The sequence below is a fragment of the Synechococcus sp. RS9916 genome (assembly GCF_000153825.1).
In the GTDB taxonomy this organism is placed as follows: Bacteria; Cyanobacteriota; Cyanobacteriia; order PCC-6307; family Cyanobiaceae; genus Synechococcus_C.
In genome coordinates this window covers 1,968,497-1,989,122 of the sequence record NZ_DS022299.1, presented here as the reverse complement: position 1 = coordinate 1,989,122, position 20,626 = coordinate 1,968,497, and the positions used below count along the sequence as shown (strand labels likewise).

General features: G+C 61.0%; 21 protein-coding genes. 13 read left to right on the top strand and 8 right to left on the bottom strand.

The genetic code is table 11. The features are described from left to right. Window positions 1-17 precede the first annotated feature (17 nt). The 4 genes from RS9916_RS10400 to RS9916_RS10385 all read left to right on the top strand — a co-directional run bounded on the left by RS9916_RS10400 (window position 18) and on the right by RS9916_RS10385 (window position 5,222). On the top strand, window positions 18-1,133 hold the full coding sequence (locus tag RS9916_RS10400) for an aspartate carbamoyltransferase (RefSeq protein WP_007099365.1): 1,116 nt from the start codon (window positions 18-20) through the stop codon (window positions 1,131-1,133). A 9-nt stretch (window positions 1,134-1,142) separates the two neighbouring features. Continuing rightward, entirely contained in the window at window positions 1,143-3,167 is a 2,025-nt protein-coding gene (gene asnB / locus RS9916_RS10395) for an asparagine synthase (glutamine-hydrolyzing) (protein ID WP_007099364.1), read from the top strand. A 94-nt stretch (window positions 3,168-3,261) separates the two neighbouring features. Beyond that, window positions 3,262-4,551, top strand: coding sequence for a Zn-dependent hydrolase (locus RS9916_RS10390; RefSeq protein WP_007099363.1), 1,290 nt, complete (start codon window positions 3,262-3,264; stop codon window positions 4,549-4,551). Continuing rightward, window positions 4,548-5,222: a DUF1028 domain-containing protein gene (locus RS9916_RS10385; RefSeq protein ID WP_007099361.1), complete on the top strand. Its 675-nt coding sequence runs from the start codon at window positions 4,548-4,550 to the stop codon at window positions 5,220-5,222. Before RS9916_RS10390 ends, RS9916_RS10385 begins: the two co-directional genes overlap by 4 nt. Window positions 5,223-5,298: 76 nt before the next feature. Here the strand turns inward: RS9916_RS10385 and RS9916_RS10380 are convergent, their stop codons facing one another. The 7 genes from RS9916_RS10380 to RS9916_RS10355 all read right to left on the bottom strand — a co-directional run bounded on the left by RS9916_RS10380 (window position 5,299) and on the right by RS9916_RS10355 (window position 10,021). Next, entirely contained in the window at window positions 5,299-5,517 is a 219-nt protein-coding gene (locus RS9916_RS10380) for a hypothetical protein (RefSeq protein WP_007099360.1), read from the bottom strand. 81 nt (window positions 5,518-5,598) lie between these two features. Beyond that, complete coding sequence (locus tag RS9916_RS13925) at window positions 5,599-5,766, bottom strand: DUF4278 domain-containing protein (protein WP_007099359.1); 168 nt, start codon at window positions 5,764-5,766, stop codon at window positions 5,599-5,601. Between the two features lie 172 nt (window positions 5,767-5,938). Next, a complete protein-coding gene (locus tag RS9916_RS10375; RefSeq protein ID WP_007099357.1) occupies window positions 5,939-6,685 on the bottom strand; it encodes a type 1 glutamine amidotransferase in 747 nt (248 codons plus the stop codon). Window positions 6,686-6,711: 26 nt separating this feature from the next. Continuing rightward, entirely contained in the window at window positions 6,712-8,421 is a 1,710-nt protein-coding gene (gene ureC / locus RS9916_RS10370; RefSeq protein ID WP_007099356.1) for an urease subunit alpha, read from the bottom strand. 3 nt (window positions 8,422-8,424) lie between these two features. After that, on the bottom strand, window positions 8,425-8,745 hold the full coding sequence (locus RS9916_RS10365; protein WP_007099355.1) for an urease subunit beta: 321 nt from the start codon (window positions 8,743-8,745) through the stop codon (window positions 8,425-8,427). A gap of 10 nt (window positions 8,746-8,755) precedes the next feature. Beyond that, window positions 8,756-9,058 (bottom strand): urease subunit gamma, encoded by a 303-nt coding sequence (locus tag RS9916_RS10360; RefSeq protein ID WP_007099354.1) that lies wholly within the window; start codon window positions 9,056-9,058, stop codon window positions 8,756-8,758. A gap of 18 nt (window positions 9,059-9,076) precedes the next feature. After that, window positions 9,077-10,021: an urease accessory protein UreD gene (locus RS9916_RS10355; protein ID WP_038023643.1), complete on the bottom strand. Its 945-nt coding sequence runs from the start codon at window positions 10,019-10,021 to the stop codon at window positions 9,077-9,079. A gap of 100 nt (window positions 10,022-10,121) precedes the next feature. Here RS9916_RS10355 and ureE point away from each other — a divergent pair, with 100 nt between their 5' ends. The 9 genes from ureE to urtA (RS9916_RS10310) all read left to right on the top strand — a co-directional run bounded on the left by ureE (window position 10,122) and on the right by urtA (RS9916_RS10310) (window position 18,858). After that, window positions 10,122-10,613, top strand: a complete 492-nt coding sequence (gene ureE, locus RS9916_RS10350; RefSeq protein ID WP_007099352.1) for an urease accessory protein UreE — start codon at window positions 10,122-10,124, stop codon at window positions 10,611-10,613. After that, window positions 10,610-11,281, top strand: a complete 672-nt coding sequence (locus RS9916_RS10345; RefSeq protein ID WP_007099351.1) for an urease accessory protein UreF — start codon at window positions 10,610-10,612, stop codon at window positions 11,279-11,281. The genes ureE and RS9916_RS10345 overlap by 4 nt, the downstream gene beginning before the upstream one ends. After that, complete coding sequence (ureG, locus tag RS9916_RS10340) at window positions 11,281-11,886, top strand: urease accessory protein UreG (RefSeq protein ID WP_007099350.1); 606 nt, start codon at window positions 11,281-11,283, stop codon at window positions 11,884-11,886. Before RS9916_RS10345 ends, ureG begins: the two co-directional genes overlap by 1 nt. Window positions 11,887-12,017: 131 nt before the next feature. After that, the gene (gene urtA, locus RS9916_RS10335) at window positions 12,018-13,328 is read left to right on the top strand and encodes an urea ABC transporter substrate-binding protein (protein ID WP_007099349.1); all 1,311 of its coding nucleotides are present in this window, start codon (window positions 12,018-12,020) and stop codon (window positions 13,326-13,328) included. A 94-nt stretch (window positions 13,329-13,422) separates the two neighbouring features. Beyond that, window positions 13,423-14,577 (top strand): branched-chain amino acid ABC transporter permease, encoded by a 1,155-nt coding sequence (locus RS9916_RS10330; protein WP_007099348.1) that lies wholly within the window; start codon window positions 13,423-13,425, stop codon window positions 14,575-14,577. 4 nt (window positions 14,578-14,581) lie between these two features. Continuing rightward, on the top strand, window positions 14,582-15,709 hold the full coding sequence (urtC, locus tag RS9916_RS10325; RefSeq protein WP_007099347.1) for an urea ABC transporter permease subunit UrtC: 1,128 nt from the start codon (window positions 14,582-14,584) through the stop codon (window positions 15,707-15,709). Continuing rightward, window positions 15,706-16,461, top strand: a complete 756-nt coding sequence (gene urtD / locus RS9916_RS10320; RefSeq protein ID WP_007099346.1) for an urea ABC transporter ATP-binding protein UrtD — start codon at window positions 15,706-15,708, stop codon at window positions 16,459-16,461. Before urtC ends, urtD begins: the two co-directional genes overlap by 4 nt. After that, entirely contained in the window at window positions 16,458-17,168 is a 711-nt protein-coding gene (urtE, locus tag RS9916_RS10315; protein ID WP_007099345.1) for an urea ABC transporter ATP-binding subunit UrtE, read from the top strand. Before urtD ends, urtE begins: the two co-directional genes overlap by 4 nt. 424 nt (window positions 17,169-17,592) lie before the next feature. Beyond that, the gene (gene urtA / locus RS9916_RS10310) at window positions 17,593-18,858 is read left to right on the top strand and encodes an urea ABC transporter substrate-binding protein (protein ID WP_007099344.1); all 1,266 of its coding nucleotides are present in this window, start codon (window positions 17,593-17,595) and stop codon (window positions 18,856-18,858) included. A gap of 117 nt (window positions 18,859-18,975) precedes the next feature. Here urtA (RS9916_RS10310) and RS9916_RS10305 read toward each other — a convergent pair whose 3' ends face one another. Beyond that, window positions 18,976-20,577: an APC family permease gene (locus RS9916_RS10305; RefSeq protein ID WP_038023638.1), complete on the bottom strand. Its 1,602-nt coding sequence runs from the start codon at window positions 20,575-20,577 to the stop codon at window positions 18,976-18,978. Window positions 20,578-20,626 lie beyond the last annotated feature (49 nt).

Below are 20,626 nucleotides of genomic sequence, written 5' to 3'. Positions count from 1 at the left end.
GTTGATCCGATCTCGCTATGGCACAGGCCAAATCAGCACTTGTGGACGCGACCTCGGTTCAGATCCGATTTGAGCCGATGGGGCCCGATGTCTACGGGCAAAACCAACCCAAGGAGCTGTTGGCCGCGATTGCCGAAGACGTTGAGCCATTGAAGGATTTGGTGGATCAGCACGTGGTGTCGATCCAACCGTTTCGAGCCGAGGCCTTGCTGCAGGTCTTTCGGTTGGCGGCGAAGTTCGAGAGCAATCCCGATCGCTATTGCCGTCACAACACGCCGCTCACCGGCAAGATTCTGATTAACGCGTTCTACGAACCGAGCACGCGCACCCGGCTGTCTTTTGACAGCGCTTGGCACCGACTCGGCGGTGACTCCATCAACATCACTGACAGGGCTACCACGGGGATCGCCAAGGGCGAATCGCTTGAAGATGTCGCCCATATGTTCAACAACTACGGCGATTGCGTGGTGCTGCGGGATAGCGATCCCGGTGCCATTTATGCGATGACATCAACCCTACGGATACCGATCATCAACGCCGGGAATGGCATCGACGAGCATCCAACCCAGGCGATGGCCGATCTCTATACGATTTTCAAGTGGCGGCCCAAACTCGCCGAAGTTGTGGTCGCCCCGGCTGATCGCATTCGCATTGGAATCGTCGGAATTCCCTCGCGGATGCGAACAGTTCGCTCTCTCTTGAGGATCCTGGCCAAATTCCCGCAGACCGTGGATGAGGTGGTGGTGATTCACGCCCCTGGGTTGGAGCCGGATCAGCCGCTGTTCGACCCAGGACAGTTGGAGGAGCTCGAAGCTTGTGGGATGAAGGTGCGCTGCAGCACCGATCTTCAGGCTGAAGTTCCAGATCTTGATGTCGTCTACATCAACGCCATCGCCTGGGTGGGCGACACGTATGAGGTGCATGGCGGAGGATTTCGCCTCACCCGCGACATGCCGTTCAAGCCTGAAGCGATCGTGCTCCACCCGTTGGCGCGGGGAGCGGAACTCAGCACCTGTCTGGATGACACGCCCCACAACTGGTACTTCAGCCAGGCCAGGGGTGCTGTGTTCGTGCGGATGGCATTGCTCACCTGCATGGTCAATCGGGCCGAACGGGTGATGGATGTGATCTGAGGTGGGCTGATGTGTGGGATTGGTGGTGTTTTCAATGCCGACCGTCAACAGACGGTGGATCGCCAGCTGCTGGTCAACATGGCGGCGATTCAGGCCCATCGCGGGCCCGATGGCTTTGGCGTTGAGGTGCTCGATCAGGCCGGCGTTGGCTTCTGCCATGCCCGCCTCTCGATCATTGATCTGAACGAGTCACGGGCCCGGCAGCCCTTCCTCACCGATGACGGTGAGGTGCTGATGGCTCACAACGGTGAGTTTTACGACTTCCAGCGGATCAGGGCTGACCTCACCGCCCAGGGGGTGCGCTTCAGCAGCAAGAGTGATTCCGAGATCCTGTTGCGGCTCTACCAACGCCAGGGATTAGAGGCGACCCTGCCTCTGTTGCGCGGTGAGTTCGCCTTCGCCTTGTTTGATCGGGCCGAAGACTGCCTCTACCTCGTGCGGGATCGCTTCGGCATCAAACCGCAGTACTGGGCGATGACGCCTGAGGGTCTGGTGTTCGGGTCCGAGTTAAAGGTGCTGTTCGCCCATCCAGCGGTGGAGCGACGCTTCACCTCGGAGGGTCTGTTCCACCAGTTGATGCAGACCATGGTTCCCGGCACCACAGCCTTTGCCGGGGTGCATCAGGTGAAGCCCGGCCATGTGCTGAAGGTGCAACGGATGAATGGGCGGCTGCAGGTGTCGGAGTCGACCTACTGGGATGTCGACTTTCCGCGCAAGGATCAGCGGGACTCCAGCCGCACCGAAGCCGACCACATCGCTGCCGTTCGTGCGGCCTTGCTGGAGGCCGTTGAGCTGCGCATGGTGGCCGACGTTCCCGTGGGTTGTTATCTCTCCGGTGGCATCGATAGCTGTTCGATCCTCGGTTTGGCGTCAGCCGTGAGCCAGGCGCCGGTGAAAGCGTTCACGATCGGATTTGATGACGCCCGTTACGACGAGTCGCCGATTGCCCGGGAGATGGCTGAGGCCACGGGTGCTGAGCAGGATCTGCTGCGGCTGTCGGGTCAGGAGCTCTATGGCCACATGGAACGCACCATCTGGCATGCCGAGCGAACGATCTACAACACCTTGGCCGTGGCGAAGTTCTTGATGAGCCGCCACGTCAATGACGTGGATTACAAGGTTGTGATGACCGGTGAAGGCTCAGATGAGCTGTTCGGCGGCTACCCCGCCTTTCGCCGCGACATGTTCCTCCACGGTCTCGATGACTTGCCGGAGGAGGAGCGCGCCAGCTGGGAAAGCTTGCTGCAACAGTCGAATGCTCTGGTGAAGGGGGCGATGCTCGCTGAAAACCAGGTGGATGACCCCGATCTTGACGCTGTGGTTGGTTTCACCCCCAGTTGCCTGCAGCCCTGGCTGGCCTGCGCCCCACTGGTGCCGGAGCTTTTGGCGGAATCCCATGCCACCGCCTTGGAGGGTTACTCCCCGGGCAAGGCGATTGCCGAGCAACTGGATGGGGATCAACTGGACGGGCGCCATGCCCTGGACAAGGCCCAGTACGTCTGGATCAAGACCATGCTTGAGGGCCAGATCCTGACCTGGGGTGGCGACCGGGTCGACATGGCCAATTCCATGGAGGCGCGACCCGCCTTCTTGGATCACCATCTGGCCGCGGTGGCGGTGCAGGTGCCACCCGAACTGCGGATCAAGGGGAAAACCGAGAAATACGTGCTGCGGGAAGCTATGGCCGGCCTGTTGCCGGAGGTGCTCTACAAGCGGGAGAAGTTCGCCTTCATGGCCCCGCCAGCCCATACGGAGCCAGAGAAGTGGGAGCAGATGAAGCAGCTCGCTAACGACTACCTCAGTGATGAGGCGATCGATGCCGCCGGTTTGTTGAGCAAGGCGGGGGTGCGGGCTCTGTTCGCGCGCCATGACGATCCCTCCACCACCGATGCGGAGCGGGTGCAGCTGGATGCGGTGATCAATCACCTGCTGGGTGTGCAGATGCTGCATCGCATGTTTGTGGCGGAAGACGTGCCAGCTCTGGCCCGTCGGGAGGCGGACCGTTTGGGTTGGCGGGTGCTGATGCCCGTTTGAATTCTTTGATCAGGATTAAACCGTTGCGCTAGCTACAGGCCAATCGTTCAGTTCAGGTGATGTTGAACATCCCTTTGAACTGAAGGTCACGGCATTGCCAGCGCTCATCTCGGCTTCCTCGACCACCCCTGCCATAAGGGTCGAGCCAGCCAAAATTGCGGCGCGACCCAACCGTGATCGGCTGATCGCAACGATCGAACAGCTGGCCAGCATTGGCGCCCAGCCTGATGGAAGCGTTTGCCGGCGTGGGTTTTCGCCTGAAGATGTGCAGGGCCGCGACTTGCTGGCCTATTGGATGAAACAGATCGGCATGCAGGTGCGTGTCGATGCTGCTGGCAATTTGATCGGACGCCTGGAAGGCCTCGATCCCCAACGTTCTGCCTTGGTGACCGGGTCGCATCTCGACACGGTGCCGACCGGTGGACGTTTCGATGGAGCTCTGGGCGTGTTGGCCGGTCTGGAAGCCTGCCGCGCGCTTCAAGACCAGGGCCTGCGCCTGCGGCATGGCATCGAGTTGATCGCCTTTGCCGACGAGGAGTCGACCATGGTGGGTTGCAAAGGCTTGGCGGGCACGGCCTCCGCTGACCCGGAGAGTTATGCCACCAGCAACGGAAAGCCGATTGAGGACAATTTGGCGCGCATCGGGGGACATTGGCCATCTTTAGCTTCGGCCCGCCGTTCCGATGAGGCCTACGCCGCGTTCCTGGAGTTGCATGTGGAGCAGGGCGGTGTTCTCGAGCAGCGCGGCGATGCCATCGGCGTTGTGGAGGGTGTGGTCGGTCAACGACGCTTCAGCATCAATGTGCAGGGTCAGGCCAACCACGCCGGCACCACGCCGATGAGTTCGCGACAGGACGCCCTTGTGGCGGCTTCGCGGATTGTTCTCGCGGTGGAGGCCATGGCCTCCCGTCATCCTGGAGATCCGGTGGCGACGGTGGGACGACTGGAGGTTTGGCCCAACGCCGCCAACGTTGTTCCTGGTGCCGTCGCCCTGACGGTCGATCTAAGGGATGTGGATCCGACGGTTCTCGATCAATTGGTGGAGGAGTTGATGCAGCAGGTGGAACGCATCGGTGCTGAAACCGGTTGCCCGATCGCTGTCGACCCTCAGTTCAGTGTTGATCCCACTCCTGCAGATGCTGTGGTGATGGCCACGATTGCTGAGGCCGCGGCTGATCTTGGTTTCTCCCACAGCCATCTCCCCAGCCGCGCGAGCCACGATGCGCAAGAGGTCGGCCGCCGTTGGCCGATGGGCATGATTTTTGTCCCGAGCCGGGGTGGTCTGAGTCATTCCGCTGCGGAGTTCACCAGCGATGAGCAGTGCTGGGCAGGCACTGCGGTGCTGTTGGAAACGTTGTTGCGGCTCGACCGTGAGCTGCCATGACCTTTTCGATCGTGGCCCGTGATCCCAGCAATGGCCGCTTTGGTGTGGCCGTTGCTACGTGTCATCTGGCCGTTGGATCGACTGTGCCCCACATCCGCGCGGGGGTTGGTGCTGTCGCCACCCAGGCCCACACCAACCCTTACCTGGGGATTTGTGGTCTTGAACGCCTGGAGCAGAGCTCGGATGCGGACAACGTTTTGGCCAGCCTCCTTGCAGATGATCAGCATCGTGACCGGCGTCAGTTTCACCTGATTGACCTGGACGGTCGCACGGCCTGTTGGACGGGTCAGGATTGTGGCCCTTGGGCCGGGCATCGCCATCAGCGTGATCTGTCTGTTGCCGGCAATTGTTTGGTTGACGAGGGTGTTCTGGTGGCGATGGAGCATGCCTTTCTCACCAGTGACCCCAACTTGAAATTGGGCCGCCGTCTGATGATGGCTTTGCAGTCGGGTGAAGCGGCTGGCGGTGATCACCGCGCCACTTTCTGCACCTCAGCGGCGGTGCAAGTGAGTGGTGAGGCAGCTTTCCCGCTCCTGGATCTGCGCGTTGATTTTCATGAGCGCGCGGTGGAGCAGTTGATGGAGGTGTACGAGCGCAGTCAGGCCCTTTGGGCTCAGCAGTGGAGGGATGAACTATCGGAATTGCCCATGCTCAACCGCTTGGTGGCTTGAGGATTCAATGTTGTTCATGAAATAAAAAAGCCCTGCACACAATGTTGTGGCAGGGCTTTTTTGAATTCAGATGAGCTCAATTGCGAACGGACACTTCCCACTCCACAGCTAACCCAGCCTTGCGTGCGTCATCGGCAAGATTGTCCATGCAATCCATGCTGAAGACGGCTTGCCCGGACAGCAGGGCATCCCATTCCTGAGCTGGAAAGTGGGTTTGCAGCCAGAACACGCCATGCACGCTGGAGGGATTCACCTGCACGAGCCCTTGGTCGAGGCGAGAAGCAATGAGATCCAACGGATTGGCTAAAGCTGTTTTAATTACAGCTTCAATCCCTTGAATCGGATTGTTCTTCTTGCTACGGATTGAGAGGTTGCCTTAGCGCGTGTAACCCACACCGCGGTAGACGAGATGCACCGGAGTGTGTTGGCAGTTGGCCTGGCGGGCTTGGTACACATTGCGGCGATAAACAAGTTGCACGCCGGGCTTGTCTCCTGTTGCGTGGCTTTGCTGGTACTGATGCCCGCGATAGAGAAGGGTGGTCATTGGATGGTCCTCGAAGCAAGCTCAGGTCCCCGTTCCATGGCCTGAGGCGAACTGCGCTTCGTGCGATACGAAGTGAACGATCGGTAGCTGTTGCTACAAAAATATTGAACCTTCTGCAAGGACCGTCGTGGCGTTCGGCCCGATACTCTTTGAGAAAAGTTTTCAGTTTTGTTTATTTTTGTTCGTAGGAATTAGTGGGCCTGCTGATCGCAATCAGCTGATCGAGTGCAGCATTGAAGAAGTGCAGGCCTTGCTCCTGGAGCGTGGGGCCAAGCCTTCGCCAGTCCTGGCTCAGGCGATCGGCTCCTTCCGGTCCAAGGGCGCTCACCACGTAGTCGTGGTCGTTGGCGATCCAGCGTTCAAGCGCATCACCGTCGACCTCGAGGTGGCATTGCAGGCCAATGGCGTGGGCTCCGATCCGAAACACCTGTTCCGCGCAGTGCAGCGATGAGCCCAGAAGGGTTGCATCAGCTGGCAGGTGGATGCGATCGCCATGCCAATGCAGCACCAAGCTGCTGCTTGGTTGCCCCTTGAGCAGAGCTTCCTCGCTTGAATCCGCGACCCAGTGGATCGCGCCGACGCCGAGTTCCTTGAGCGGCTGTGGTGGTGCTCCCACCTGCAGGGGTTGCACGGAGCCGCCTGCAGCAACAGCCAAGAGCTGTGCCCCCAGGCAGATGCCCAGCACCGGTCGGCGTTGCTGGTGCCAGGCCCTCAACCAGTCCAGTTCCTGCCGCAACCAGTCCATGCATGGTTGCTCGCGATCGTTCACGCTCATCGGGCCACCGAGCACAAGGGCGATGCTGTTCGCACACGCCCTGGGGTCTGGCAGGGTGTCGCCCCGGTCGGGCCTCAGGGTCTGGAGAGACATGCCCCGTTGCCGCGCCAGTTCTCCCACCAGTGCGGCGTCTTCGTGGTCCACGTGTTGGACGACCAGGAGTGTTGGGTTCAAAGCAGCAGATAGCGCTGGGCGAGGGGCAGCACCTCAGCGGGCTCGCAGGTGAGCAGCTCACCGTCGGCGAACACCTCATAGGTCTGCGGGTCCACGCACACCTTGGGCAGTGCTGCATTCAGCTTGAGGGCGCTCTTGCCGACGCTGCGGGTCTCCTTCACTGCCATGCAGGTGCGCTCCAGCCCCAGTTGGCGTTGGATGTCGGCATCCATGGCCGCTTCGCTCACAAAGGTGAGGCAACTGGGGGCGAGGGCTTTGCCGAAGGCGCCGAACATCGGCCGGCCGTGCACCGGGCCGGGGGTGGGAATGGAAGCGTTGGCGTCGCCCATCTGGGCCCACACGATCGAACCACCCTTCACCACTAGTTCTGGGCGAATGCCGAAGAAGCCAGGCTTCCACAGCACGAGATCGGCGAGTTTGCCGGTTTCGATCGATCCCACTTCGCTGCTGATGCCGTGGGCCAATGCCGGGTTGATCGTCACCTTGGCGATGTAGCGCTTCAGCCGGTGGTTGTCGTTGCGAGCGGAGTCTTCCGGCAGGGCACCGCGCTGCACCTTCATCTTGTGGGCGGTCTGGAAGGTGCGGGTGATCACCTCGCCCACGCGGCCCATGGCCTGGGAGTCGCTGGCGATGATCGAGAAGGCGCCGAGGTCGTGAAGGATGTCCTCGGCGGCGATCGTTTCGCGCCGGATCCGTGATTCGGCAAAGGCCACGTCCTCAGGGATCTTCGGGTCGAGGTGGTGGCACACCATCAACATGTCGAGGTGCTCCTCGAGCGTGTTGCGGGTGTAGGGCCGGGTGGGGTTGGTGCTGCTCGGCAGCACGTTGGCCTCGCCGCAGATCTTGATGATGTCTGGCGCGTGTCCGCCGCCCGCGCCTTCGGTGTGGAAGGTGTGAATCGTGCGTCCTTTGATGGCGGCGATCGTGTCTTCCACGAAGCCGGCTTCGTTCAAGGTGTCGGTGTGGATGCACACCTGCACGTCCATCCGATCGGCCACCGACAGGCAGGCATCGATTGTGGCGGGTGTGGTGCCCCAGTCTTCGTGCAGCTTCAGGCCGCAGGCTCCTGCGCGCACCTGTTCTTCCAGCGCTTCCGGGGTGCTGGCGTTGCCTTTGCCGAAAAAGCCCAGGTTCACCGGCAGGCCTTCGGCGGCCTGGAGCATCCGCCCGATGTGGAAGGCGCCGGGGGTGCAGGTGGTGGCATTGGTGCCGGTGGCCGGTCCGGTGCCGCCGCCCATCAGTGTGGTGACGCCGCTGGCCAGCGCCGTTTCGATTTGCTGGGGGCAGATGAAATGGATGTGGGTGTCGATGCCTCCGGCCGTGAGGATGTGCCCTTCTCCGGCGATGGCTTCCGTGCCGGGGCCCACCACGATCGTCACCCCTTCCTGAGTGTCGGGGTTGCCTGCTTTGCCGATGCCCACGATCCGGCCGTCCTTGAGGCCGACATCGGCTTTGACGATGCCCCACCAATCGAGGATCAGGGCGTTGGTGATCACCGTGTCGACGGCGCCCTCAGCGCGGGGGGTCTGGGACTGGCCCATGCCGTCGCGGATCACCTTGCCGCCGCCGAACTTCACCTCATCGCCGTAGACGGTGTAGTCCTTCTCGACTTCGAGAATCAGATCGGTGTCGGCCAGGCGAACCCGGTCGCCGGTGGTGGGTCCGTAGGTCTCGGCGTAGGCCTGGCGGGAGATGCGGTAGGGCATGGGTCAGGCGTCGAGGGGTCCGTTGATCTGGCCGTTGAAGCCGATGACGCGCCGCGCACCGGCGAAGGGAATCAGATTCACGTCGCGGCTGTCACCGGGTTCGAAGCGGATGGCGGTGCCGGCGGGGATGTCGAGCCGTTGACCGCGGGCTGCGGCCCGGTCGAACTGCAGGGCGGCGTTGGCTTCAGCGAAATGGAAATGGGAGCCCACCTGCACTGGCCTGTCGCCGCTGTTGGCGACGCTCACCGTGGTGACGGGTCGGCCTGCATTCAGCTCCAGTTCACCCGGTTCGGAAAACAGTTCGCCTGGAATGAGAGGTGCCATGGGTTCTGCCTCAGCGAATCGGGTCGTGCAGGGTGACGAGCTTGGTGCCATCGGGGAAGACCGCCTCGATCTGCACCTCGTGCACGAGCTCTGGGACCCCTTCCATCACCTGGTCGCGACGCAGCCAGGTGGTGCCTTCCTGCATCAGCTCTGCCACGCTTTTGCCATCGCGGGCGCCTTCCAGCACCAGGAAGCTCAGCCAGGCCACGGACTCCGGGTGGTTGAGCTTGAGGCCGCGGTTCAGCCGTCGTTCCGCCAGCAAGGCTGCGGTCACGATCAGCAGTTTGTCCTTTTCCTGGGGACTGAGATGCATGGGAAGCCTCGGTCGTTATCAGTGTGTCGCTGGCGTTGCTTGTGCAGTGTTCATTGTGGACATTGATCGCCGTAAGGGCTGTTCCTGCAAGGGCCAGACCCGTGGGATCTGCGGTTGGCTCAGGCCGCGTAAGTGGCGCGTTCGTTCCCACAGGCGGCTGAACCAGAAGCGGGCATCGCGGCTGGAGGGGCCGGCATAGCGGGCCACAAGGCCCTGCCCCAAGACGCTGCAGCGCATGGTCCCTTCCAGGCCTTCGCGGTCTGCTCGCGCCTCACGCAACATTTGCGCCAATTGGTCGGGCTGTAACGGGGTTGGGGCCGCCCACACCAATGTGCCGAACACCGGCTGGCCGTTCAGGCCGTGCAGATCGTTCAGGCCGGCACCTCCGAGTTCGAGCCGATCCACCAGTTCCCACCGCGATGGCGCGTGGGGATCCTCGTTGAGGCGCTGGATGGCGAGGCTTGAGCGCCACCGCCCTGCCGCCAGTGTTTCCCCGGCGGCGGTGCGGCCGAAGCGAACGATTTCGGCACTGAGAAACGACGCGTTGGCGGCCAGTTGCACTTGAACGTGCTGTTCATAGAGCGCGTCGGCGTAGAGCACCAGCTCTTGGGGCATCCATTCCAGATCGCTTCCAGGGGCCAGCTGGCAATCCACCTGTTGCCTGGCCCAGCTGCCCTCCGGACGCACCTGGCTGCGGCCGATGGAGCCATAGACCTTCTGGGCGGCCACGCTGGTGACCAGGCCGCGGCTGTTTGGACCAAGGTCCAAGTGGATGCTCAGCTGGTCACCGCCCACCAGGCCGCCCGCTGTATGCAGCAGTGGCATTTCGCAGCGTCCGTCGGCGCCGTGCTCAGCGCGCAGCAGCTTGAAAGGAGCGCTGCAGCCTCCCTGATGACGGGTGCGATCACCGTGGTGCTGAAACTGCAGTTGGCAATGGCCGTGCCAGGGATCGGGTCGCTGCATAGAGATCACCATCGGCGGCGGTGGGTGCGCCAGCCTGTAGCAACGCACACCAAAATCCGGTCGATCGGCTAGGCACTCTTGGCTTGGACGGAGAGCGGCCATGGCTGAGGCGGTGATTGAACTCGTGCGGCGTTTGTCGTCACCGCCTCCTGGCGCTGAAGAGCCCACAGGCCTGCAACTGCCGCTGACGGCCGAGCAACGCACCGTGCTGCGGGGTCGCCGGCGCACCCTTTGTGGCCGTGATGTGTTGCTGCAGTTGCCACGGGATGGGGCCTTGCAGCCTGGCGATCGGCTCACGGATGGCGGTGGTGGCGTGCAGGTGGCGGTGGTGGCAGCAGTTGAGCCCCTGTTGCGGGTGCAGGGCACCTCAGCGTTGGAGCTGCTGCAGGCGGCCTATCACCTGGGCAATCGCCACGTGGCGCTTGAGTTGCATGAGCGGGAATTGTTGCTGCTGGACGATTCGGTGCTGCAGCAGATGTTGGAGAGCCGGGGGCTGATGGTGAGCCACTGCGAACGGCCCTTCCTGCCGGAGGGCGGGGCTTATGGCGGTGGCCATACCCATAACCACACGCATAGCCACGCGCCTTCATGACCTCGCTCGCCTTACTGCAGCTGGTGAGTCCGGCCCTGCCGGTGGGTGCCTTCAGTTATTCCGAGGGACTGGAGGTGTTGGTTCAGGCTGGAGCCCTGAAGGATGAAGCGACCCTCGAGCAGTGGTTGAGGGCCGAGCTGGAGCGGGGGACGTTGCGGGTGGAGGCTGCGGCCCTGTCGCTGTTCGCTGACGATCTGAACCGTTGGCAAGGCGCCACTGATCAGTCCGTCTGCCGGCGCATCGTCGACCTTGATGGCTGGCTTTTGGCCACGCGGGAAGCGGCGGAGGTTCGGGCCCAGCAGCGGCAGATGGGGGGTTCCTTGCTGCAGTTGCTCGCCGACATGGGTCATCCATTGCCTGAGCGCGTTCCTCTCGCTTGGCCGGCGGCTTGGGCTTGGGCGGCAGTTTCCCTGAACGTGCCGGTGCAGGAGATGGTGGAGGGTTACCTCTACGGCTGGGTTGCCAACCAGCTCAGTGCGGCGGTGCGTCTGGTGCCGCTGGGTCCCACCCGGGCCCAGGTGCAGCAGCAGCGCCTTCTACCGTTGATCGTGGATCAGGCGCATCAGCTGTTGGGGCAGGATCCCCGCGAGCTCTGGACCGGAGGCGTGGGGGCATCCCTCGCCCAGTTGGCTCATGCTGAGTTGTATTCCCGATTGTTCCGAAGCTGATGGGCAGCAAGCTGCGCCTGGGGGTCGCCGGTCCGGTGGGCTCTGGCAAAACCGCGCTGGTGGAGGCGCTCTGCCGGCGGCTGCGTGATCAGCTGCAGCTGGCGGTGGTCACCAACGACATCTATACGCAGGAGGATGCCCAGTTCCTCATCCGTGCTGGGGCGTTGGAGCCGGCGCGCATCCGCGGGGTCGAGACCGGTGGGTGTCCTCACACGGCGATTCGTGAGGACTGTTCGATCAATCGTGCTGCTGTTGCTGAGTTGGAGGACCAGTTCCCGGGCCTGGATCTGGTGCTGGTGGAAAGCGGTGGCGACAACCTGGCTGCCAGCTTCAGCCCTGAGTTGGTGGACCTCTGCATCTATGTGATTGACGTAGCGGCTGGGGACAAGATTCCGCGTAAAGGCGGGCCTGGCATTACCCGATCTGATCTGCTCGTGATCAACAAGATTGATCTCGCTCCGTTGGTTGGAGCCGATCTCGCGGTGATGGAGCACGACACGTTGGCCATGCGTGGGGAGCGTCCCTGGTGCTTTACCAATCTTCAAAGTGGTGAGGGCCTCGAGCGAGTAGCTGACTTTGTGTATCGGCACTTACCAAACTGCTGAATCCACTGGCCTCGCGGATCGGGAATTTTCGGGAAAATGTTCCTGTTGATACATTTCCGAATTGAGCTCGTGGCCATGGTCTTGATTCGTTCGTCGTTCGACGTCCGTTCAGCACTGTGTTGCGCATTTAAATGAGCTCCTCTCTTTCCAAGCGTCTATTTGCCGGTCTCGCTGCTGGTTCGCTGGGTCTTGCCGTGACGGCTTGTGGCGGTGGCGATCAAGCTGCCACCAACGCCAAGTGCGATGCCAATGGCGAAAACTGCACCGTCACCGTCGGCATCCTGCACTCCCTGACCGGCACGATGGCGATCTCCGAGAAGACGCTTGTCGACACTGAAGAGTTGGCGATTGAAGAAATCAACGCCGCCGGTGGTGTTGAAGTTGACGGCAAGAAATACACCATCGAAACCATCGTCGAAGACGGCGCTTCGTCTTGGCCCACCTTCGCTGAGAAGTCGAAGAAGCTGATCGATCAGGACAACGTGCCTGTCGTCTTCGGTGGCTGGACCTCGGCGAGCCGTAAGGAGATGCTGCCGGTCTACGAGTCGAAGAACGCCTTCCTCTACTACCCGATTCAGTACGAGGGTCAGGAGTGCTCCAACAACATCTTCTATACCGGTGCGACTCCGAACCAGCAGTCGGAGCCTGCCACCAAGTTCATGTATGAGAAGTCGCCTGCCGCTGGCAAGCCCTTCTTCCTTGTGGGTTCGGACTACGTCTTCCCCCGCACCTCCAACACCATCACCAAAGCTCAGGTTGAACAGCTGGGCGGCAAGGTGGTCGGCGAGGACTACCTGCCCTTGGGCAACACCGAGGTGGCTCCGATCATCGCCAAGATCAAGAAGGCTCTGCCTGACGGTGGTGTGATCATCAACACCCTGAATGGTGACCAGAACGTCGCCTTCTTCAAGCAGATTCAGGACGCCGGTCTCACCCCTGCCAACGGCTACTACGTGATGAGCTATTCCATCGCGGAAGAAGAGATCAGCACGATCGGACCTGAGTTCCTTGAGGGCCATTACGGCGCCTGGAACTACATGATGTCGATCGATACGCCTGCTTCCAAGAAGTTCGCTGCTGACTTCAAGGCCAAGTACGGCGCCGATCGTCAGGTGGCTGACCCTCAGGAGTCGGCTTACAACATGGTCTACCTGTGGAAGAAGGCCGTCGAGAAGGCCAACAGCTTCGACAACGACAAGGTGCGTGAAGCTCTGGTCGGCATCGAATTTGATGCGCCCCAGGGCAAGGTCACTGTGATGCCGAATCACCACCTGTCGCAGACCGTTCGGATTGGTCAGATCACCAAAGATGGTCAGTTCGCCATCCTTGAAGAGACCGACGGCCCCATCTCTCCTCAGGCTTGGAACCAGATCCACCCTGATTCCACCGGTTTCGCCTGCGACTGGACTGATGCCTCTAAGGGCGGCAAGTACAAGCTCTGATCCTCTGATCAAAGCCTGAATCTTTCCGGAATGGAGGGGCCCGTTTTCGGGCTCCTCCTTTTGTGGTTTTCCTGAACGCTTCGTTTCAGCCGTCGTGCAACTGCTCTTTGAAAGCCTGTTCAACGGCGTCGCCATCGGCTCAGTGCTGCTGATGGCCGCCCTTGGACTGGCCATTGTTTTTGGCCTGATGGGTGTGATCAACCTCGCCCATGGTGAGCTGATCATGCTCGGGGCCTACACCACCTTTGTGGTGCAGCTGATTTTCAAGCTGCCCGCCTTGGCGCCTCTCTACAACCTCTATGTGTTGGTGGCGATTCCCGTTGCCTTCATCGTCAGTGGCGTTGTGGGAGTGCTGCTGGAACGCACGGTGATTCGCCGTTTGTATGGCAGTCCCTTGGAGACGTTGCTGGCGACCTGGGGGGTCAGCTTGATCCTTCAGCAGTTCGTGCGCAGCGTCCCGATGGCCAGCGCGGCTGGATTGATTCTTGCCCTTGTGCTGGGCTTCGGGCTGCCGTTGTTCCTCCCGGATCGTTGGTTGGACGGCCCTCGCTCACGCCTCGTGCGTGCAGGAAGTTGGGGCATCGCGGCCCTGTGTGGCGTGGTGCTGGCGAATGGGCTGGCTGCTCAGATCAGCCGGCTGGCGAAGGCGGATGCCCGCAATGTGGATGTCACGGCCCCGCAGTGGATGCGCGGCGGCATCGACTTGGTCGGCATGACCTTCCCGGTGCCGCGCTTGGTGATCATTGCGGTCACCGTCGTGGCGGTGCTTGGGGTCACCTGGTTCCTGAACCGCAGCGTCTGGGGCATGCGTATTCGCGCCGTCACCCAGAACCGTTCGATGAGTGACTGCCTGGGGATTCCCACCGACACCGTCGACGTGCTCACCTTTGGCATTGGTTCCGGGTTGGCCGGCGTGGCCGGTGTGGCTGTGTCCCTGTTGGGGTCCGTCGGCCCGAATGTTGGTGGCTCTTACATCGTGGGCTGCTTCATGGTTGTGGTGCTTGGTGGCGTCGGCAATTTGTTCGGCACGGTGCTGGCCTCCTTCGCCATCGGTTGGCTCACGGATCTGATCGGGGCCGGTCGTTTGCTCACGCTCTGGCCCGACATGCCTGCTCCTCTGTCGGAGGCCGTGACTTTCTTTGCGACCACAAGCATGGCTCAAGTGATGATTTTCGCTCTGATCGTGGCGTTTTTGCAGTTCCGTCCTGCGGGAATGTTCCCGCAGAAGGGACGCATGGTGGAGGCCTGATCAGATGTTCAACCTTCTTCAACAGAGCCGTTGGCGTCAGCTTCTGCTTTGGGTGGTGATCATTGCCGCGATCGTGGCGGCCCCTGCGGTGCTGTCTGAATTCAGGCTGAATCTGCTGGGTCGTTTTCTGGCTTTGGCGATCGTGGCGCTCGGCATCGATCTGATCTGGGGTTTTACCGGCCTGCTCAGTCTTGGTCAGGGAATTTTCTTCGCGTTGGGTGGTTATGCGGCTGCCATGTATCTACAGCTCAGCAGCTCTGGCGATCTTCTCAATGGAATTCCCGAATTTTTCAGTCTTTACGGCGTGAGTGAGCTGCCGTTCTTCTGGCACCCCTTTGCCTCGCCATGGTTCACGTTGGTGGCCATCTGGCTGGTCCCCGGTCTTCTGGCAGCCGTTTTGGGTGGTCTGGTGTTCCGTAACCGGATCAAGGGGGTGTATTTCTCGATCCTCACTCAGGCCGCTCTGCTCGTCTTTTACAACTTCTTCAACGGCCAGCAGAAACTGATCAACGGCACCAACGGCTTGCAGACACCGGCCACCAAATTGTTCGGTCAGTACGTGGGCTCCGAATTGATGCAGCGCTGGTTCTTCTGGGTCACTGCCGTGGTGGTGATTTTGGTTTGGGCTTTCCTGCGCTGGGTGGTGCGTGGTCGCTTTGGTGATGTGCTGATTGCCATCCGTGATGACGAACCGCGGCTGCGTTTTGCTGGTTTTAATCCCACATTGTTCAAAACCCTCGTGTTTGGTCTCGCCGGTGCTCTGGCGGGGATTGGTGGAGCCCTCTACACCGTTCAGTCCGGCAGCGCCTCGCCGCAGTTCATGGAGGTGCCGATGTCGATTGACATGGTGATCTGGGTGGCTGTTGGGGGTCGCGGCACCTTGGTGGGCGCGATTTTCGGTGCCGTTGGTATCAATTACGCCAAGAGCCTGGTCAGTGAGGTGATGCCAGAGGGCTGGCTGTTCATCCAGGGCGCCTTGTTCATCCTTGTGGTGACCGCGCTCCCTGAAGGCGTGTTCGGTTGGTTCCGTACCGATGGCCCTCGCAATCTGTTGTCTCGGTTGGGTTTGTCGCGCCGGATCGGCACCTATCCCCAACTGGAAATTGATGGTCAGGAGGAGGTGCAGCCATGAGTGCTCCCCTGTTGGAGTTGCGTCAGATCACCGTCAGTTTTGATGGCTTCCTGGCGCTGCGGGATCTCAACCTCAGCCTGCAGCCCGGTGAGCTGCGGGCGGTGATCGGTCCGAACGGGGCCGGTAAGACCACCTTCCTGGATGTGATCACCGGGAAGACCGCTCCCACCGAAGGTGACGTGGTGTTCAAGGGCCGCTCCCTGGTGGGAATCCGTGAGCACCGCATTGCACGCTTGGGCATCGGTCGCAAGTTTCAAAGCCCCCGGGTGTTCGAGAAGCTCACGGTTCAGGAGAACCTGGCTTTGGCGGTGAGTCGCCCCAAGCAACCGTTGCCGTTGTTGTTCCGTGGTCTTGGTGCTGAGCAGCGTGATCGGGTTCAGCACTTGATGGGCATCGTCAACCTGCAGACCCGTGCCGACTGGCCCGCTGGTGCGCTGTCTCACGGCCAGAAGCAGTGGCTCGAGATTGCGATGTTGGTGGGTCAGGATCCCGATCTGTTGCTGGTCGATGAGCCGGTGGCGGGTCTTACCGATGAGGAGACGGATCTCACCGCCGATTTGCTCAAGTCGTTGGCGGGGGATCACACCGTTCTCGTGATCGAACATGACATGGAATTCATTCGCCGCTTGGAAAGCCCGGTGACGGTGCTGCACCAAGGCCATGTGCTCTGCGAGGGAACGATGGATCAGGTGCAGGCCGATCCACGGGTGATTGAGGTGTATCTCGGAACCACGGAGGAGGAGAACGGATGACGACGCTTCTGGAGATCCGCGGGCTGAACACCTATTACGGCGAGAGCCACATCCTGCGGGATGTGGACCTCACCGTGAAGGCCGGTGAGATGGTCTGCCTGATCGGTCGCAATGGTGTGGGCAAAACCACGCTGCTCAAGTCGTTGATCGGTCTGTTGCGGCCGCGTGCTGGCGAGATCGTGTTCAACGGCGATGGTTGGGATCGTCAGGCGCCTCACCAACGGGCCCGGGCCGGTGTCGGTTATGTGCCCCAAGGTCGGGAGATCATTCCGCAGCTCACGGTTGAGGAAAATCTGATGCTGGGCATGGAGGCCTTGCCCGGAGGGCTGGGACGCAACCGCCGCATCGATCCGTTTGTGTATGAGCTGTTCCCGATCCTGCAGGAGTTTCTGCCGCGCAAGGGCGGTGACCTGAGCGGCGGCCAACAACAGCAGCTGGCGATTGCTCGAGCCCTGTTGGGCAAGCCCAAGTTGCTGCTTTTGGATGAACCCACGGAGGGCATTCAGCCCAACATCGTGCAGGACATCGAGGCGGCCGTTCGGCGGATCATCGCCGAGACCGGCATTGGTGTGTTGTTGGTGGAACAGCATCTGCACTTTGTGCGTCAGGCCGATCGCTATTACGCAATGCAGCGGGGCGGCATCGTCGCCAGCGGCCCGACCAGTGACCTCAGCCAGTCGGTGGTGGATCAGTTCCTGAGCGTTTGAGGGCGTCCTGAGAAAGTGCCTGCGCTGCCTGTTCCGTGGCGCGGGTTGCTTCTTAAGCCTTGGGGCTGAGCCGTTTCATCCTTCCGGCGTGGCATCGATCCTGGCGGGTTGGCTGTTTCCAGGTATTTCGGCCTGCTGTTTGGTTGTTTAAAGTGACAGCCTGGTGGAAGGTTTGATGATGAGTGAGCAAGATTCTCGATCTGGTGAAGATAAGAAATTGTCTGATCTTGTTGATCAAGCTGATTCTCTTCTGCGCTCGATTGACAACAGCTCCTCGTCTGCGAAGAGTCAGCCTTCTGAGGCGAAGGATTCTTCCGGGTTTTCGAAGGTTGTTTTCGTTGTTGCACTATTAGTTGGTTTTCCCATCCTTGTTTCTGGTTTGGGTCTTGCGGCTCTTGTTGTTTTCAATGGGCGCCAACCTTCGATGCCTCTGCCTGACAGCCCTAATCTCTCCCGTCAAGATCGTGATTCTGAGGTGGTCCAGCCTGTTGTTGAGCAGGTCAATACCAGCATCGTGACTGTTGGTATCCTCCACTCCCTCACTGGCACGATGGCCATCTCTGAATCCACTCTGGTGGATGCTGAGAAGATGGCGATCGATGAGATCAATGCTGCTGGCGGTGTTGAGGTTGGCGGCAGGACGTACAAAATCGATTACATCATTGAAGATGGTGCTTCCGACTGGCCCACCTTCGCTGAGAAGTCAAAGAAGCTGATCGATCAGGACAACGTGCCCGTCGTCTTTGGTGGCTGGACCTCAGCGAGTCGCAAAGCGATGCTGCCGGTCTACGAGTCGAAGAACGCTTTTCTTTTCTACCCGATTCAGTACGAGGGGCAGGAGTGCTCCAACAACATCTTTTACACCGGTGCGACTCCGAACCAGCAGTCGGAGCCTGCCACCAAGTTCATGTATGAGCAGTCGCCTGCTGCTGGCAAGCCCTTCTTCCTTGTGGGTTCGGACTACGTCTTCCCCCGCACGTCCAACACCATCACCAAGGAACAACTTAAGTCTCTGGGTGGCGTAGTTGTTGGTGAGGACTACTTGCCTCTGGGTAACACTGAGGTTGCTCCGATCATCGCCAAGATCAAGAGAGTTCTCCCTGATGGTGGTGTGATCATCAATACTCTGAATGGTGATCAGAACGTTGCCTTCTTCAAGCAGATTCAGGACGCCGGTCTTACTCCTGCCAATGGTTACTACGTGATGAGCTATTCCATCGCGGAAGAAGAGATTAGGGCAATCGGCTCTCAGTTCCTGGAGGGCCATTACGGCGCTTGGAACTACATGATGTCGATCGATACGCCCGCTTCCAGGGCTTTCGTGGCTGACTTCAAGGCCAAGTACGGAGTCGACCGTGTGGTGGCTGACCCCCAGGAGTCGGCTTACAACATGGTCTACCTGTGGAAGAAGGCCGCTGAGAAGGCCAATAGCTTTGACAACGACAAGGTGCGTGAGGCCCTGGTTGGTATCGAGTTCGACGCGCCGCAAGGCCCTGTAAAGGTGATGCCCAACCACCACCTGTCCCAGACCGTGCGCATCGGCCAGATCAATGCCGAGGGACAGTTCGAGATCGTTGCGGCGACCAATGGTCCTGTGGATCCTCAGGCTTGGAACCAATACCAGCCCTACTCCAAGGGTTATGCATGCGATTGGACGGACGCCTCCAAGGGCGAGAAGTACAGGTTCTGATCGCTTGCTTGATGTCGCCTCCAGGGCATGAGCTCACCAGTAGTCCCACCTGTGCCCTCAGCCAGTCGGTGGTGGGTCAGTTCCTGAGCGTTTGAGGACGTCCTGGGGAAGTCATTTCTAGCGGCTTGTCGCTGCTGCGGTTGTCGTTCCCAGGCTCGTTAGCGCATGGGGGGAAACCACCGGCAGTGCTGTGTGCACGGCCACTGGTAGCACCAGTAATGACAGGCCGGCCAGAACCAGCAAATGCATGCCAGTGCCCAACGCCAGAGGCCGGCCGGCGCTGAACAATTCCATGTCGAGCACGAGCACGCCCAGATAAAGAGCCCACCAAGCGCCGGCCCGGGTGTCGATCGGTTGACGGCGGATCCAGCAGGCGGTGGCGTAAATCAGGCTTGGAAGGCCGATGGCCACGACGGCGCCTTCCAAGGCGATGCGACCGCACCAATTGCAGGCCCAGCTGGCTGCCACGAAGGCCAGGGCGCTGATCACCGTGGCCCAGCGCAGCTGGAAATGACCTGTCTCATTGGGTAGCTGGCGGCGCAGGGCCAGCAGGCTGGGGGGTCCCATGGCTAGCGCGATCATCTGGGCGGCGGTGAGGAAGGCGACCACCTGTTGCCAGCCGGGGCCCACGAGAAGCATTGCTGCACCCACCACCAGGCTGGCCATCACCGCCACATCGGGGACGCCTTTGCGGTTCACGTGCCCGAAGCGCTTGGGCAGCAGTTGGCAGCGGCCCATCATCCAGCTCACGCGGGCTGAGACTCCCAGGTAGGCCATGGCCGTGGCGCTGGGAGAGAGGGCGGCATCGATCAACAACAGCACCACCATCCATCCCAAGCCAAGCCCCAGGGCGAGGGCCGCCAGGGGGCCGCCGTGCTGGTTGAGTTGCAAGTGATGCCAACCGTTCTGGAGTAGATCCGGGGGAACGCTCACTAGAAACGACAGCTGTAGCACCAGATAGATCAGCAGGCTGATGCCCAGTCCGAGGCCCATGGCCAGGGGAACGTTGCGCTGAGGGTTGCGGGCTTCTCCGGCGAGGTCGACGGCTGTGCGGAATCCCAACAGGCAGAAGAGGATGCCGCCGCTGCCGACGGCTGCCATCAGGTCCAGGGCTGGTCCGTTGCCCCCAGCTGCGACCTGGGTGGCGTGATGCACAGGGATCTGGAGATTGCCCCAGTGGCCGCTGAGGGCCATCAGCACCCCGGCCACCAACAGGGGCACGATCAGCTTCCAGATCGTGAGGTTGTCGATCCATCGGGCCAGCCCCTTGATGCCATTGAGGTTGATCCAGGTGAATAGCAGCATCAGCGCGAAGGCCACCGCCAGCCCAGGCCCGCTCAGCACCTGCACGCCGTGTTGGTCGCGGGTCAACCAGGGCACGCTGCTGGCCAGGTAGTCGATCATCGCCAACAGCTCGATCGTCGGCACGCACAGGTAGCTGATCCAGATGCTCCAGCCGCCGATGAAGCCGGCCAGGCGCCCGTGGCTGAGTAACGGGATCTGGGCGAGGGCGCCGGAGCTGTTGATCAGCGATCCCAGTTCGGCAAACACCAGGGCAAGCAAAAAAGCGATGACGCCTCCGAGGCCCCAGGCCGGCAGGCTGATGGCTCCGGCACTTTTGGCTGCGAAGTAGGAGGCAAACAACCAGCCCGAGCCGATCGTGCCGGTCACTACGGCCATGGTGAGGCTCTTGAGCCCGAGATCCCTGCGCAGTTCCATGGCGGCGGCAGCCTGCTCTTCCGGAAGGATGGCAAGGGCGCGGGGCCTT